The organism is Rhizobium sullae (assembly GCF_900169785.1).
GTDB lineage: Bacteria > Pseudomonadota > Alphaproteobacteria > Rhizobiales > Rhizobiaceae > Rhizobium > Rhizobium sullae.
Window position 1 is genome coordinate 1 of the sequence record NZ_FWER01000094.1, and the last position, 13,238, is coordinate 13,238.

Sequence of the window (13,238 nt, forward strand, 5' to 3'; positions counted from 1 at the left end):
CGCCGAAATCAATAACCAATGACATCAACCAGGCGAACGAAAGTCGATCCCGCGAGACTGTCCGGGATCTAGTGAAACGACTGTCCGGGATTTACCGGAATCGCTGTCCCGTTAATCCGAAATCCGCAGCTGGCGTTCGAGGCCGGGTATAACCCCGGCGACGAGCCAATTCGATTGACTCATCTCGATAACGACAATGATTGTGCTATCCTGATCAAGGGCGACGAGGAATTTGCTCGCGTCGAAAGATTGTGACATGGGACGCTCCTTCGGTGGTCGGTTCCAACAGCGCCAAGGGTGCCACATCCTCGCCGCTCGCCCCGTGCGAACCACGCCACACTCGTCGCCGGCACGCTATAACATTGAAACATTGAGAAACAATCGGCATTGTCGGAGGTAAGATGCCTTGATCGATCGCTGGAATGCAGAAAAATGTCCTGCCAGCCATTCTCAATTCAACTGCCTAAAATCGTGACGGAATCTCAAGTTAAGTTGCCGACATCGATAATGTCTTTCGTATCGGGAACTTGATGCCAGTCATTACCGCAACTCCAAGCTTCTTCGTCGTTCCCGTGTCTCATGGGGTTCGTTCTCCCTCTGGCGACCGCGGCTAGATACGCTCAGCGCTGCGCGAGCCGGCTTCATTCGATCGCGACGTCGGATAGATTACCAAGACTTTTATAAAGATCGTGCTGACAGTGCTTGGACTATTCTCCGGCGCCTCGATCGGCCGCGAAGGGCCGACGGTACAGGTCGGCGCTTCGATCACGCTGGCGGTGGCGCGCTTCGGCGGCATGGCGCAGACCCGCGGCCTGATCCTCGCCGGCTCGACAGTGGGCATCGCGGCGGCGTTCAACACGCCGCTTGCTTCGTCTTCGCGATCGAGGAGATGAGCCGGACATACGAGTCGCGGGCAAGCGGGCTGGTACTGACGGCGGTCATCCTATCAGGTCTCGCCGCTCTCGGCCTGTCCGGCAGCTGCAATTATTTTGGTTCAGCATCGGCAGCGCCGACGCAGCTCGCCGATTGGGCTCTTGTCCTCGTATGCGGCATTGGGGACGGCGCGCTGGGCGCGGCCTTCAGCGGCTTTGCCCTTCACTTCGGCCAGCGCATCCGGCGTTGGGCGCAACCCCAGCCGCTGCGGTGCATGCTGGCACTTGCGGGCATCTGCGGGCTTGCAGTTGCAGTCATCGGCGTTGCATCCAGCGGTGCCACCTTCGGCACCGGCTACGAGCAGGCCAGGGGCGCGGTGGAAGGACAGTGCTTCCCTTGCTCTTCTTCATCGAAAAGCTCGCCGCCAGCTTCCTGTCGATGATGTCGGGCATTCCAGGGGCATCTTCGCGCCATCGCTTGCCGTCGGCGCCAGTTTCGGCAGCACCGTCGGCTCGCTGCTCGGAACGAGCATCGCCCTCGCCGCGATCCCCGGCATGGCGGGTTATTTCTCGGGCGTCGTGCAGGCGCCGATGACTGCCTTCGTGATCGTCCTGGAAATGACCGGCGACCATCAGGCGGTCATTTCGATCATGGCCGTCTCGAATCGGCTCACGCCTTCGCTCTCGCGAGCCGCTCTATCATGGACTTTCACGCGTTTTCATTGCGACTGCGATAAGAACCCATCGCGCGGTCAAGAGCCCGTGATCACGCACAGTCATCGTAGGCGGGCCGGTTTAGGCGCGAGCAGGCGTTTGACTTCCTCACTTTTGGCGCTGAACTTCGGTGACACCGCATGCCGTTTTAACCGCGGATTGTAAGCACGCCGACGAGAAAGTCCTTCTCGCTAAAGATAGCATAGCATGATATCAAATGAGTGTCCGGCATTGAGATGATGTTCAACCACTCCGGCCGGTCGCGATCACAGCTGTGGAGATCTAACCGGTTTTCTTGTTCTTCTCCACGGCTGGAAAAAGGGGAGGTCCAACATGTGGGGGATGTTGCGGGAGAAAAGGGCGGCAATGGATCCTGCAGATGTCGTCGCCTTGAGTGTGCTGCTCGATCGATGGTGTCGAATGCAATGCATCGATCACTCACACCCAAGGGCTCATGACACGGCGCAGAACCTCATTGCCTTGCGACAGGCCGGTGCCACTATCGACCACCTGAAACAGTTGCTTGCTTCGAGTGAGGCAGGTTGAAGCTTTTGCTAACGCGAGGCGGAGATCAGCCACTGCGCGTCTCACCATCGCTCACGTGCCTTGCGGCGGGAGCTATTTCTCAACGAAACTAAACAGAGGGAGAGGGATGTACAGATTTCATTTCATAACGAACGACACGGCGCATCTATACCCGGGGCATATCATTCACGTCGGCGGGAGCGCAGACAAGGAGACTGGTGTGCTTCAGATCAGCGATGCCTTTGCCGAACCGGATGAAGAACCTCTGGAGTCGGCAATTCACCGCGCCCTCCTCGTCCGCCAACGAGATGCGCGGGCAATAGGGGTTAAGGATGATGACGGCCTTTGGCCTGACAGGCTTGGCACGCTTGTTTGCTGGGAGCCGTGAAAGCTCGCACCGCTTTTGGGCAGGGGACGCCGCTCGCTAGCCGATCTCTCGCGTAAATAAGGCCGGGGTTACGATCCCCTCACTGGGGCGGAGAACGTCTACATCAAGGCGGCCAGACGGGTCTCGTGCCGCAGTGCCGACAAATCGATATCGGTTACCGTCGGCATCGATCACAAAGTCTCGAATTGCACGCCTGCGATATAACGTATCCATCCGAGCAGGGCCGCGGGATTTTGGGCCCCGCGTGTGGTAACGTCGGTTCATGGAGATCGATGAGGACAAGATCGACGATGCCGTTTTGGCGCTGTTATGGCTGACGCTGCATAACGAGCGTTGTGCCTGGAAGGGCTTCGACTGGGCAACGACGGATCGGCTTCACAAGAAGGGCATGATCGGCGACCCAGTCAACAAGTCGAAGTCATTGATCCTGACCGATGAAGGCTTGGAGCGTTCGGAAGCATTGTTCCGGGAGCTGTTTACGCGACCGCCGCAATAGCCGTCCCTTTGTGCGACTTCCATTGCCAAGGCAGCAGTTCGTGCAGGCGGGAGACGGGAAGATCGGCGATTCGGGCGAGCACATCGGCGAGCCACGCTTTTGGGTCGACGTCGTTGAGGCGGCAGGTCGTGATGACGGAGAGCATGATGGCGGCTCGATCGGCCCCACGCTGGGAACCGGCGAAGGTCCAGTTTCGACGGCCGAGTGCAATTCCTCTCAGAGCGCGCTCGGCAGCATTGTTTGTGAGACAAATCCTGCCATCTGCGAGGAAACGGGCAAAGCCATCCCAACGCTTCAGCATGTAATCGATCGGCTCGATCACCTCGGACGATTTGCTGAGCGTGCCGCGCTCCCGTTTCAGCCACTCGTGCATGTCATCGAACAGCGGCTTGCTCTTTTCCTGCCGCGCGGCCAACCGTTCTGCGGCGCTCAATCCATTGATCTCGCGTTCGATCTCAAACAGCGCATCGTACCGTTGGACGGCCTCCAGAGCGATCGGCGAGATCGGCTTGCCTCTCCGTTTGCGGTCACGGACACTTTTCTGGATGTCGGCCAGTTCAAAGAACTTCCGCCGCGCATGCGCATGGCAAAAGGCGAAGGTGATCGGTACCGCTTTCTTTTCGGCGACACTGAGCGGCTCGAAGCCATTGTAACAATCACTCTGCAGAATGCCACCATACTCGGCCAGGTGCTTCTGCGGATGCTCGCCGCGGCGGTCGCTCGAAGCATAGTATGGCCGCCGGCGCCGCCGCGCCGCCGTAGGGCTGGTCATCGCGCACGTAGGTCCATATTCGCCCGGTCGTGCATTTGCCTTTGGCTTGAATGGGAATGGTAGTGTCGTCGCCAAAAAGGCGCTCGGCCGCGAAGACATGCGCCTCGATCAGATCAAAGATCGGCAGGAGCGCGGCTGTTCCATACCCGACCTGGTCAGCCAGCGTCGAGGTCGAAAGCTCGATGCCCTCGCATTTGAACCGGGTGCTTTGGCGGTTCAGCGGGCTATGCATTCCAAACTTGTCAAAGAGGATCGTCGCCAGCAGATGAGGACCGATGTATCCGCGCGGCGTGGCATGGAACGGCGCCGGCGGCTGGCTGATCGCCTCGCAGTCACGGCAGGTAAATTTCTCCCGCACCGTCTCGATCGTTTGAACCGGCGCGGAACCTCCTCGAGCGTCTCGGTGACGTCCTCGCCCAGTTTCGACAGGCGCGACCCGCCGCAGCATGCACAGGTGACTGGGGGATCGATCACCACGCGCTTACGCTCGATATCCTCCGGCCACGGCTTTCGGACCGGCCGTTTGCGCGTTGAACGAACGTACGCTCGAGGTCTTGGCGGCAGCCGCCTGCGCTGCGGCTTCATCCTCCGTCGCCGCCATCACCAGTTCTTCGAGCTGCAATTCCATCTGGTCGATCAGGCGCGCCGTGCGCTCGGATCGCCGGCCGCGCAGTTCGCGCTTCAGCTTTTCGATCGCCAGTTCCAGACTGGCGATCAAGGCCTCATTGTCCGACAGCATGGCCTGCGCATTGGCGGCTCGCGCCACCGCAATGTCGCGCTCGGCAACAACGACATCACGTTCAGCCTGTAACCTCTCACGCTCGGAAACCAGCGCCAGGTTGGCGCTCGCAAGGTCCGCAGGAAGATCCACAGGCTTCGAAGTCATGAAGCCATTCGATCAGGTTCACTCAATATTTTCAATGCAATAATGCTATCCGACCCGTGTCGGACGCCAGGTTTCCTGCGGATTGCGCCAGTCGATCCCGGACAACAAATAGACAATTGCGCCGGTGAGATCGCTACCGCCCCGCCCTCCATATTCGGCCAGATAAACCGGCCCTTCTCCAGCCGCCGGGTAAAAAGGCAGGCGCTCAGATCATCATGCCAGATGATCTTCAAAATATCCGATCTGCGGCCCCTGAAGACGAAGAGATGCCCTGACAACGGATCATGCTTCAGAACCTCCTGCACCCGAAGCGCCAGAGAGGGAAAGCCACAGCGCATGTCCGTATACCCCGTCGAAAGCCAGACCTTGACCCCTGTTCCCATCGGAAACGGATTCACCGCAGCGCCTCCAGTCCGCGCAGGATCCGAAGCAGCGCTTCAACGTCGACATCGCGTCCCACGATCACACGGCGACCATTGGCGCTGACAACCTCCATAAGCCCACTTTGTGCCGTCGAAGAATTGGTCCGGCGCAACAACCGGCATGCCTGGCTCCGGGACCAACAGTGCAGGAATAAACCCTTCACTCCCCCGGCCATCGCCGAGCCGTCCCTCGCGAGCGGCTTTACGCCAATCGTTCAACTGAAAGCGTGTGATCCGATGACGACGTGCTGTTGCCGTGACCTGACGCGGGGCGGAATAGCTCTCCGCCACGATCGCAAGTTTGGCCTCGTTGCTGAAACGGCGACGCCGCCCGCTATCGACAATCTCCATACGGCCAACTTGCGGCCGCTTCTCTATCGTTAAAACCACGGTTCTCACACTGTCTATATTGACGCCTATATAGACAGAACATCCAGTTCGCCTCACTTCTCAGCAAGGCGCCCTCCTCGGAGGCGTACGGACCACGGATTGCTTCGGCTGTTTCATCTTCATTGTTCCGAGGCCCTAACAATTTCACTTCGCTGGAGATACAACCTAACCAAGAAAAATCTCGATCGTCTTGGTTTAATTATGAATCGATCGTTTATAATCTGAAAATACCACCTTCTGAGTTGACTTCCGCACACCGCACAAAGCCTATATCGCTCCTCTATTATGTAAGTGGAGACTTGCGATGGCAAGAAGTGGTGAAACATACGAAATGCTGCGGAACGATATAGTCTCAGGGAGATATCGACCAATGCATCTCTTTCATCCCAGGCAATTATCCGAGGAACACATGGTAAGCGTTGCCCCTATAAGAGAGGCTATGCTCAGGCTCCATGAACGCGGCCTCCTTCGGTGGGAGCGCAACCGAGGGTTCTTCGTAGAGAAAATTAATAGCTCGACCGCGTTGTTTCATCTGGATCAGTTGGGATCACATTATATCTATGCAATTGGCCGATTGAAAGACAATGGCAATACAATAGAATTGGATATCGAAAGCTGCAATCGAGACAACGTCGAGAATTACAAACGCTGGCAAGATTCGTTGGTTGCTGCAATATTTTCCGATTCAGAACGGGATGTTGTAAGTGGAGCGTGGTACAAAATATGGATTTATCGAAATCATTATTTAGGAGATGCCGAGATTATAAAATATAAGTATAACTCTCATTGAGAAAGCAACAAACATGATCAAAAAAAGAAACTACAACGACGCTATCCAATTAACAGAAGATTTGTTCCGGTATATAATCGACAAAGTTCCAAACATACTATTGAGCTTGAATAAATTGTAGATCATATCAGTGGGCGCTTATCCGTAGTTGTGCGAATGCTTAAGGTGAACTCCATCTCTCCTACCGTGCTTTGATCACTCCCATATGATCGGGGTCGGCGCACGCCCAGACAGGCTCCACACCAGAGTTGTGTCCATAGTGTTCTGCAAATTGGGATCATCGCCGCTGGCATTTTGGCGGACGGGCGCGGCGCCTCAACAACGCAAGCGCCCGGCCCGCCGTCATCGGCCTTGGGTTCGTCCAGCTTGCGTAACATCTCCTTCTTGTGCTCGGCCAGATGCTCCATGTTGAGATAGCGCATGGCCTCCAGCCAGGTCTCATGCGTCTCGGCAGCCAGCGCCCGCACCAGCCGCAGACAGCTCTGCGCATCGGGGAAGATCCGCACCACATGGAAAAGAACTGTTCTGCCTCACCCAGCCATGGAGCTCAACGTCCCGCGTCGGAGCGCTCTCTGCTTCTGAAGGAAGCTACTAGGTCCGTTCGGGCTTGATCGGAGACTTGGCTGATGGACCCCGTGGTTCCTAAGGCGTGCCCGACCACCAGCTCAAACGATATCGGCGCGTCTAGGTGACGACGGACTGAAGCCTCAATAGCCGTTATCCTCCGGTCCAAATCCGGCTCTGCTACACGCTCCGGGCGAGGAATCCCTTCCAGCTGTTGCTGTAGATTGGCGCCGAGAATTAAGCCAACTCGCGCCCTTTGATCTGCATCTAAGTGGCCATACCCGTTGCATATGGCACTATGAGCGGACTCATGGGCGCCGTAGACATTAGGAGCCTCAAGCAATTCAATGGCGCGATTGACAAGGCGATTTTTATCTTCACCATCGAACTTGCCAAGGTCGGTCGCAACCAAGTTGATTGCGACAGCTTGGTTGATCGGATCCAGGTCCAGGATTCTATTGACGAGAGCAGTACGCGTCTCAGGTGGTAGAAAATCAGCTATATGACCGCTTGCTGCAGTTTGATACGTCGATACCCAATCCGAACCGTGCCCGGCTTCGGCCAAGTTTGCGTTGTGCAGATCGTTGGCTGATCGTCCGAGTTGGTTGTTCCGCCTGTAAAATTTCCCGAGGTCAGTTTCTTGCCCATCGGCCGTCCAGACTGCCTGTGGCGCCTGCACGGTTTTCAAAAGCCCAAGATTGCGTGCCGTTTCCCGCGGGTCAGCGGTTATTAGGCGTTCTGCAATATTGGTTACTAGCTCTACTGGAAGGTCAGAGAGGTGAGTGGGTACGGCGTTCTCGCCGTCAAGGGATGAACTTTCAGCTGTACGTGTCCGTTTGCTATCGAGATCCATTGGTCGACTCCGAAGTCAGTTAAACTACTTTATTATGCTAGCTTCGAAAGTTGGTCTGCTAAACCGATATAGCGTTACATTTGTAGTCCTGAAGAGCCTTCTGTTGCCCCCAAGTTTTATCCAGTTTTCAGTTCGCTCCAGCAGTTTTTGTGAAGTGCACCCCCAAATGTGGGTCAGCGGGAGCTGGAATTTTCCGGGGTTATGGCTCAGTTCGGCGGGGATGCCGATGAGCCGTGCCGGGGAAGCCTCCCGAGATTGTTGGGTAAAACCGCTGCGGCGAAGTGAATCAGGTCTCTGAAACCATGGGCGGAGCGCAGCAAAATATGCTCTAATCATACCCATGACGCAGCCCGAGTGAATCGAACCCGCTTCCGGTCCATTCCGTTCGACCAAGCTGGCGTGATTGAGCTGGACGCGATGATGGCTGATCCGGGGCCAGCAGAACTGGACTTTTTCCACCGGAACCATCCCACCAAGCACGCGGAAAACGTAGAGCGAGCCATTGAAAGAATCACTTCCAGCATCGCGCACCAGCGACAGAAGGCTATCTGGGCCTTTGCGGTTATGCGGAGCTCCGCATAAAGCTTATTGGACTAACCCGCTCCGCTACGCCGGAGCGGCAAGGAGGTCAGGTATTCAGTAGGAGCCCCAACTGCGCGAGGATGAGACGGCTGTTTGCAGCCTATTCCATCGGACAGAGGAGCTCGTCATGACCCCACTTCGCCAGCGCATGAGCGAGGACATGCAGGTGCGCATCTTTCGCTCAATACCCAGCTCTCGTATCTGCAACAGGTGTCGCTGTTTGCACGACACTTCGGCAAGTCGCCGGACTTGCTCGGCCGCGAAGATATTCGGACCTATCAGGTCTATCTGGCCAACGAGAAGAAGCTGACGCCCGGCTCGATCCACATCGCCATTTCGGCGCTGCGCTTTCTCTTCCATGTTACGCTTGCGAGGGACTGGCTGCCTGAAGAGGTCCTCCCGCTTCCCAAGAAGCCACAGAAGCTGCCGATCATCCTCAGTGCGGATGAAGTGCAGCACTTTCTCGGCTGCGTGCTCGATCTCAAACATCACGCCATCCTGACCACGTGCTATGCTGCCGGCCCTACGCATTTCGGAAGCGGTTCACCTGAAGCCCACGGACATCGACAGCCAGAGAATGGTCGTCCGTGTCGAGCAGGGCAAAGGCCAGAAGGACCGTTATGTGATGCTGTCGCCCAAGCTCCTGGAGATCCTGCGCGATTATTGGAGGATGCGGCGGCCAAGGGAGTGGCTCTTCCCCGGCGATCGCGCCGGCCAGCCGATCACCAGGGATGCTGTGGGGCAAGCTTGTGCGAAAGCGCACGACCTCTCCCGCTTGTCCAAACCGGTGACGCCGCACAGCTTGCGGCACGCCTTCGCCGTCCATCTCCTGGAGGCCGGTGCTGACGTGCGCACCATTCAGCTGCTGCTCGGCCACCGCAGCCTCGCGACCACTGCCCATTATCTACGGATCGCCACCAACAAGGTCTGCGCTACGGCGAGCCCCTTCGAGCTTTTGCCACGTCCAGCGCTGCCGCCGCCCGCCAAGCCGGAGTATTTCTGAGCTCCCGATATGGTCCGTTCGGGGCCGGAAGTGGCGGACATATTCCGTCACTACGGCGAGGCCTATCGTGCCCAGCACACATCGCTGTGGACTGCTCAGCGCCGCGTCATGACGGCGATCGAGTGTGCCGCACCGCCGCGCTCGCGGGGCATGTCGAAGGCTGCGATCAATGCGGCCACAGGCGCATCGCCTTCAACAGCTGCCGCGACAGGCATTGTCCCCGCTGCCAATCGCTGGCCCGTGCGCAATGGCTGGAGGATCGCCGCGCCGAGCTTCTCGACACACAGTACTTTCACGTCGTCTTCACGCTGCCGGAGCCCATTGCCGCCATCGCCTATCAGAACAAGGCGCTCGTCTACGGCCTGCTCTTCCACGCCACCGCCGAGACGCTGCGCACCATCGCCGCCGACCCCAAGCATCTCGGCGCCGAGATCGGTTTCTTCGCCGTGCTGCACACCGGGGGCAAAATTTGCTGCACCACCCCCATCTGCACTGCGTCGTCCCGGGTGGCGGGTTTTCGCCGGACGGCACGCGATGGATCGCCTGCAAGCCGGGCTTCTTCCTGCCGGTCCGCGTGCTCTCACGCCTATTCCGACGATTGTTCCTGGAGCACTTGGAGAAGGCCTTCGACGCTGGCAAGCTGCAGTTCTTCTCCGACTTGCGAGCGCTGAGCGAACGCAACACCTTCCGGCGCTATCTGGCGCCGCTGCGAAAGGCCGACTGGGTCGTTTTTGCCAAGCCGCCCTTCGCCGGGCCCGAACAGGTGCTCGATTACGTCGGCCGTTATACGCACCGCGTCGCCATCTCCAACAACCGCCTCGTCGATATCGAGGATGGCGCGGTGCGTTTCCGCTGGAAGGATTACCGGCACGGCGATCGGCAAAAGGTCATGACCGTGTCGGCAGATGAGTTCATCCGACGCTTTCTGCTGCACGTCCTGCCCGAAGGCTTCCATCGGATCCGTTATTACGGCTTCCTCGGCAATCGCTACCGCGCACAAAAGCTTGCCCATTGCCGCGACCTGCTCGGCATGCCTGTTCCCGAGCCATCGGACCGCCGAGCTCCGAAGGACTATCGCGACCGCTACGAGGAGCTCACCGGGCGTTCCCTCAGGCAATGCCCGGCCTGTCTTCAAGGGCACATGATCATCATCGAAATCTTCGACGGCGTCAGCGGACCCTTGCAATACTGGGATACGTCATGAAAGAACCACACTGCTTTCATCGTCGCCGCATCGCCCCGCTCGACTGGCAAACCCGGCCGGTCCCGCGAAAGTGTGCGTGGTCGCGCCCACCAGCGCCTTCCGGCAGGTCACGGAGTCAATCGTCACCTCTTTCGAAACCGGAACCCGCGCTGCTTTCGGCCCTGCGCCCCCCGTAGCTGCTGCGTCAACACCGTCTTGCGATGCCCTTTCCTTGGATGGGCACCATTCAATACCCATAGAACCCCAGTCGCGCCCGCGGCTTAGCCCAACACGTTTTTAGCGCACCGTCGCCATCGACCTCGGCGCGCTCGTCAACATCGATACCCGCGACGCCACGCTAAAAACGCTCTGCTGTAAAGCGTGCAGTTATGTGGAGTCCGCCGCGGCAATTGCTTGCCGCCTGCGGTGTTTGAGAGTGGGATTACTCGACATAATTTGTCGATCGTCCGATGGACTTCAGCATCGCGAGCAGCTTGTCGGGAGCAGCAAAGCGACCCGGCTTGAGCGACGGCGGCGCCATCGCGGCAAGAGCCTCCAGTTTTTCGGTTGGATCGGCCCGCAGATAGATTTCCGTGCTTTGCAGGCTGGCGTGACCGAGCCAGAGTGACACCTTGCGCACATGGCGGGTCGCTTTCAGGGTGTGCATGGCGCAGGTATGGCGCAAAACATGTGGGGTAATGCGTTTATCGGCGAGAGATGGGAGCTTCTGCGCCGCGGTAGCGGCGTGCTTGGCCAGGATATATTCGAATCCGGCCCGGGGCATCGCGCGTCCCACGGCATTGAGGAAGAGTTCGGCGTCGCCACTCGCCGGGCGGACTGCCAGCCAGGACTTCAACGCCGCCGTGGTCTCTTTCCACAAGGGCAACACGCGTTCGCGGCGTCCCTTACCCATGACGTGGATGCTGGTGACCGTCTGGCGGTCAATCTGGTCGAGGCGGATGCTGACGAGCTCGGAGACGCGCAGCCCTGCAGCGAAGGCCAGATGCAGCATCGCTCGATCGCGAATGCCGGATACCTGACGCGGGTTCGGTGCATCAAGCAAAGCCTGCATCTCGTCGCGGCTGAGATGGCTGACGAGCGCCTCGTCGACCTTCTTCATCGGGATCGCCCGAACCCGGCGCGCCTGATCCAGACAGGAAGGGAGCCGATACTCGAGGAAGCGGAAGAAGGCTTTGATGGCAGCAAGACGGGCGTTGCGGGTGCGCGCCGAGTTGCCGCGCTCCCTCTCAATGTGCTCCAAAACGCGGGGAGGAGCGGCGGATCGAGTTGCTCGATCTCGATGCGGGACGGGGTGGTCCTCAACCGGTTAGCGGCGAAGCGCAGCAGCAGTTGGAAGCTGTAGGCGTAAGCCTCGCAGGTGTGTGGGCTTGCCCGCCGCTCTTGCGGCAGGTGTTCTCGTAGAAAGGTGGTGAGATGCGGAGCCAGCGCGGTCATGTGACGGCTCCTTGATGCAAGGCCTCGCCAGCCGCTGCGATCTGCCTCAATAGGATCGGCGTTGCCTGCAGATACCAGTAGGTGTCAGTGACGTGGGCATGGCCGAGGTAGGTGCTGAGGGCGACGATATGGCGGCCAACGGCATGGTGATCGTGGTGGCATTGCTCGAGGGAGCGCACGGCGAATGTGTGCCGCAGATCGTGAATGCGGGGGCCGGTTTGCCCGGGCTCTCCCCGCACACCGAGCGATCGTGCGAGGCGGAGGAAGACAGCAATCACGGTATTGTAGGCCGGCGGCGTGCCCGTAGCGGAAACGAACAGCATGCTGTTCAAGGTTACGAGCCGACGACGCGCCAACAAATACTTGTCCAAGGGCGTCCCGCGTCGTGTCGTGGAGCGGCAGCAAGCGGCTCTTCTGGAACTTGGTTTGTCGGATAACCAGCCCATCGGCGGTCACGTCCTCAAATCGAAGCGCGAGGGCTTCGGAAATGCTCATTCCGGTGGCTGCCAGCAATCCGAACAGGGTCTCGTACATCAGCGGCCGGATCGTGTTTGACGGCTTCAATTGTGCGGCCGCCTGCAACAACGCGGTGATCTCATCCCGGGTATAGATGTGCGGGATCCGCCGCTTGAGCAGGTTGCGCCCCAGGGCTTCGGCGGAAGGAATCTGATGGCGCCGGTCCTCGGCTGCTAGCACCAACGCAAAGCGGCGGACCGTCACCAGCCGGTTGCGGCGCTGCTGTGGGGATGGCGCAAGCGTCGCCCATTCAAGTAGACGAGTGACTTCAATGTGCCGATCGCCATGCCTCTCGGCGAAGGTGACGAAGCTCCTCAAAAGTGTGTGCTGGACGCGGAACTTGAAGCCGACCGTGCGTGGAGTTCCACATATCGCGAGAGATCCTGGCTCAGCATGACGCACTCCCCGGCCAAGGCTGGGCGATCTGGAGCAGCATGTCGATGTCCACTTTCGCATAGTGGGCAGTCGTGTCGACCGATCGATGGCGAAGCACGGTCCCGATCATATCCAGCGTGGCGCCGGCCCGAAGCATGCTGGTCGCCGCGGAGTGCCGCAGGAGATTGGCGCCTCGGGAGGGAGCGTTGTCGATACCCGCCCTTACAAGCGCAAGCTTGACGATGCTAGAGACAGTCGCGCTCGCCAACGGCCGATGCGGCGCGACAGCCCGCAGGAAGATCTGCTCGCAGGCGGCGGGCGGACGGGCCTCGCGTAGATAGTCGATAATCGCTTCACCGACGTCCTGGGTGCGGATTTCGGATTAACGGGACAGCGATTCCGGTAAATCCCGGACAGTCGTTTCACTAGATCCCGGACAGTCTCGCGGGATC

Annotated in this window: 10 protein-coding genes and 8 pseudogenes; 5 read left to right on the forward strand and 13 right to left on the reverse strand. The window is 58.9% G+C overall.

The genetic code is table 11. The features are described from left to right. Positions 1 to 111: 111 nt before the first annotated feature. Positions 112 to 258: a hypothetical protein gene (locus BN1800_RS41840; RefSeq protein WP_156915388.1), complete on the reverse strand. Its 147-nt coding sequence runs from the start codon at positions 256 to 258 to the stop codon at positions 112 to 114. Positions 259 to 541: 283 nt separating this feature from the next. On the opposite strand from BN1800_RS41840, the pseudogene BN1800_RS37440 reads away from it, so the two are divergent. Together BN1800_RS37440 and BN1800_RS37455 are read left to right on the forward strand one after the other, a co-directional pair. Next, a pseudogene (locus BN1800_RS37440) lies at positions 542 to 1,638 on the forward strand (chloride channel protein); the annotation flags it as partial. 1,123 nt (positions 1,639 to 2,761) lie between these two features. Next, positions 2,762 to 2,995 (forward strand): DUF6429 family protein, encoded by a 234-nt coding sequence (locus BN1800_RS37455; protein WP_014330863.1) that lies wholly within the window; start codon positions 2,762 to 2,764, stop codon positions 2,993 to 2,995. Here the strand turns inward: BN1800_RS37455 and BN1800_RS44305 are convergent. From BN1800_RS44305 to tnpA, 6 genes and pseudogenes are all read right to left on the reverse strand, one after another. Further along, a complete protein-coding gene (locus BN1800_RS44305; RefSeq protein WP_425299104.1) occupies positions 2,976 to 3,140 on the reverse strand; it encodes a transposase domain-containing protein in 165 nt (54 codons plus the stop codon). The two genes, BN1800_RS37455 and BN1800_RS44305, sit on opposite strands and share 20 nt — an antisense overlap. After that, positions 3,123 to 3,999: pseudogene (tnpC, locus tag BN1800_RS44310) on the reverse strand (IS66 family transposase); the annotation flags it as partial. The pseudogene tnpC and the gene BN1800_RS44305, both read right to left, overlap by 18 nt. Positions 4,000 to 4,175: 176 nt before the next feature. After that, a pseudogene (locus BN1800_RS44315) lies at positions 4,176 to 4,244 on the reverse strand (hypothetical protein); the annotation flags it as partial. Between the two features lie 4 nt (positions 4,245 to 4,248). Beyond that, positions 4,249 to 4,653: an IS66 family transposase gene (locus BN1800_RS44320; protein ID WP_425299101.1), complete on the reverse strand. Its 405-nt coding sequence runs from the start codon at positions 4,651 to 4,653 to the stop codon at positions 4,249 to 4,251. Beyond that, positions 4,650 to 5,051, reverse strand: a complete 402-nt coding sequence (gene tnpB / locus BN1800_RS37465) for an IS66 family insertion sequence element accessory protein TnpB (RefSeq protein ID WP_425299102.1) — start codon at positions 5,049 to 5,051, stop codon at positions 4,650 to 4,652. The genes BN1800_RS44320 and tnpB overlap by 4 nt, the downstream gene beginning before the upstream one ends. Then, a pseudogene (gene tnpA, locus BN1800_RS37470) lies at positions 5,048 to 5,426 on the reverse strand (IS66-like element accessory protein TnpA). Before tnpA ends, tnpB begins: the two are co-directional and overlap by 4 nt. A 370-nt stretch (positions 5,427 to 5,796) precedes the next feature. Here tnpA and BN1800_RS37475 point away from each other — a divergent pair. Beyond that, positions 5,797 to 6,255, forward strand: coding sequence for a GntR family transcriptional regulator (locus BN1800_RS37475; RefSeq protein WP_280173998.1), 459 nt, complete (start codon positions 5,797 to 5,799; stop codon positions 6,253 to 6,255). Between the two features lie 365 nt (positions 6,256 to 6,620). Here BN1800_RS37475 and BN1800_RS40970 read toward each other — a convergent pair. Continuing rightward, positions 6,621 to 6,767: pseudogene (locus BN1800_RS40970) on the reverse strand (transposase); the annotation flags it as partial. 35 nt (positions 6,768 to 6,802) lie between these two features. Further along, on the reverse strand, positions 6,803 to 7,672 hold the full coding sequence (locus BN1800_RS40975; protein WP_027513844.1) for a hypothetical protein: 870 nt from the start codon (positions 7,670 to 7,672) through the stop codon (positions 6,803 to 6,805). Positions 7,673 to 8,381: 709 nt separating this feature from the next. On the opposite strand from BN1800_RS40975, the pseudogene BN1800_RS37495 reads away from it, so the two are divergent. Together BN1800_RS37495 and BN1800_RS37500 are read left to right on the forward strand one after the other, a co-directional pair. Further along, positions 8,382 to 9,257, forward strand: a pseudogene (locus tag BN1800_RS37495) (tyrosine-type recombinase/integrase). Positions 9,258 to 9,266: 9 nt separating this feature from the next. After that, a pseudogene (locus BN1800_RS37500) lies at positions 9,267 to 10,461 on the forward strand (IS91 family transposase). A 421-nt stretch (positions 10,462 to 10,882) separates the two neighbouring features. Here BN1800_RS37500 and BN1800_RS37505 read toward each other — a convergent pair. From BN1800_RS37505 to BN1800_RS37515, 4 genes and pseudogenes are all read right to left on the reverse strand, one after another. Then, the gene (locus BN1800_RS37505; protein ID WP_425299103.1) at positions 10,883 to 11,560 is read right to left on the reverse strand and encodes a tyrosine-type recombinase/integrase; all 678 of its coding nucleotides are present in this window, start codon (positions 11,558 to 11,560) and stop codon (positions 10,883 to 10,885) included. A gap of 331 nt (positions 11,561 to 11,891) precedes the next feature. Further along, the gene (locus BN1800_RS43160; protein WP_244564789.1) at positions 11,892 to 12,218 is read right to left on the reverse strand and encodes a site-specific integrase; all 327 of its coding nucleotides are present in this window, start codon (positions 12,216 to 12,218) and stop codon (positions 11,892 to 11,894) included. A 91-nt stretch (positions 12,219 to 12,309) separates the two neighbouring features. After that, a pseudogene (locus BN1800_RS43165) lies at positions 12,310 to 12,867 on the reverse strand (hypothetical protein); the annotation flags it as partial. Beyond that, positions 12,800 to 13,162, reverse strand: coding sequence for a tyrosine-type recombinase/integrase (locus tag BN1800_RS37515; protein WP_425299105.1), 363 nt, complete (start codon positions 13,160 to 13,162; stop codon positions 12,800 to 12,802). The pseudogene BN1800_RS43165 and the gene BN1800_RS37515, both read right to left, overlap by 68 nt. Positions 13,163 to 13,238: the final 76 nt, after the last annotated feature.

Bases quoted from the DNA above. Each gene is read 5' to 3' on its own strand.
- BN1800_RS44305 (WP_425299104.1), bottom strand. From the start codon at position 3,140: ATGCTCTCCGTCATCACGACCTGCCGCCTCAACGACGTCGACCCAAAA.
- BN1800_RS37455 (WP_014330863.1), top strand. From the start codon at position 2,762: ATGGAGATCGATGAGGACAAGATCGACGATGCCGTTTTGGCGCTGTTA.
- BN1800_RS40975 (WP_027513844.1), bottom strand. From the start codon at position 7,672: ATGGATCTCGATAGCAAACGGACACGTACAGCTGAAAGTTCATCCCTT.
- BN1800_RS43160 (WP_244564789.1), bottom strand. From the start codon at position 12,218: ATGCTGTTCGTTTCCGCTACGGGCACGCCGCCGGCCTACAATACCGTG.
- BN1800_RS41840 (WP_156915388.1), bottom strand. From the start codon at position 258: ATGTCACAATCTTTCGACGCGAGCAAATTCCTCGTCGCCCTTGATCAG.
- BN1800_RS44320 (WP_425299101.1), bottom strand. From the start codon at position 4,653: ATGACTTCGAAGCCTGTGGATCTTCCTGCGGACCTTGCGAGCGCCAAC.
- BN1800_RS37505 (WP_425299103.1), bottom strand. From the start codon at position 11,560: ATGAAGAAGGTCGACGAGGCGCTCGTCAGCCATCTCAGCCGCGACGAG.
- BN1800_RS37475 (WP_280173998.1), top strand. From the start codon at position 5,797: ATGCTGCGGAACGATATAGTCTCAGGGAGATATCGACCAATGCATCTC.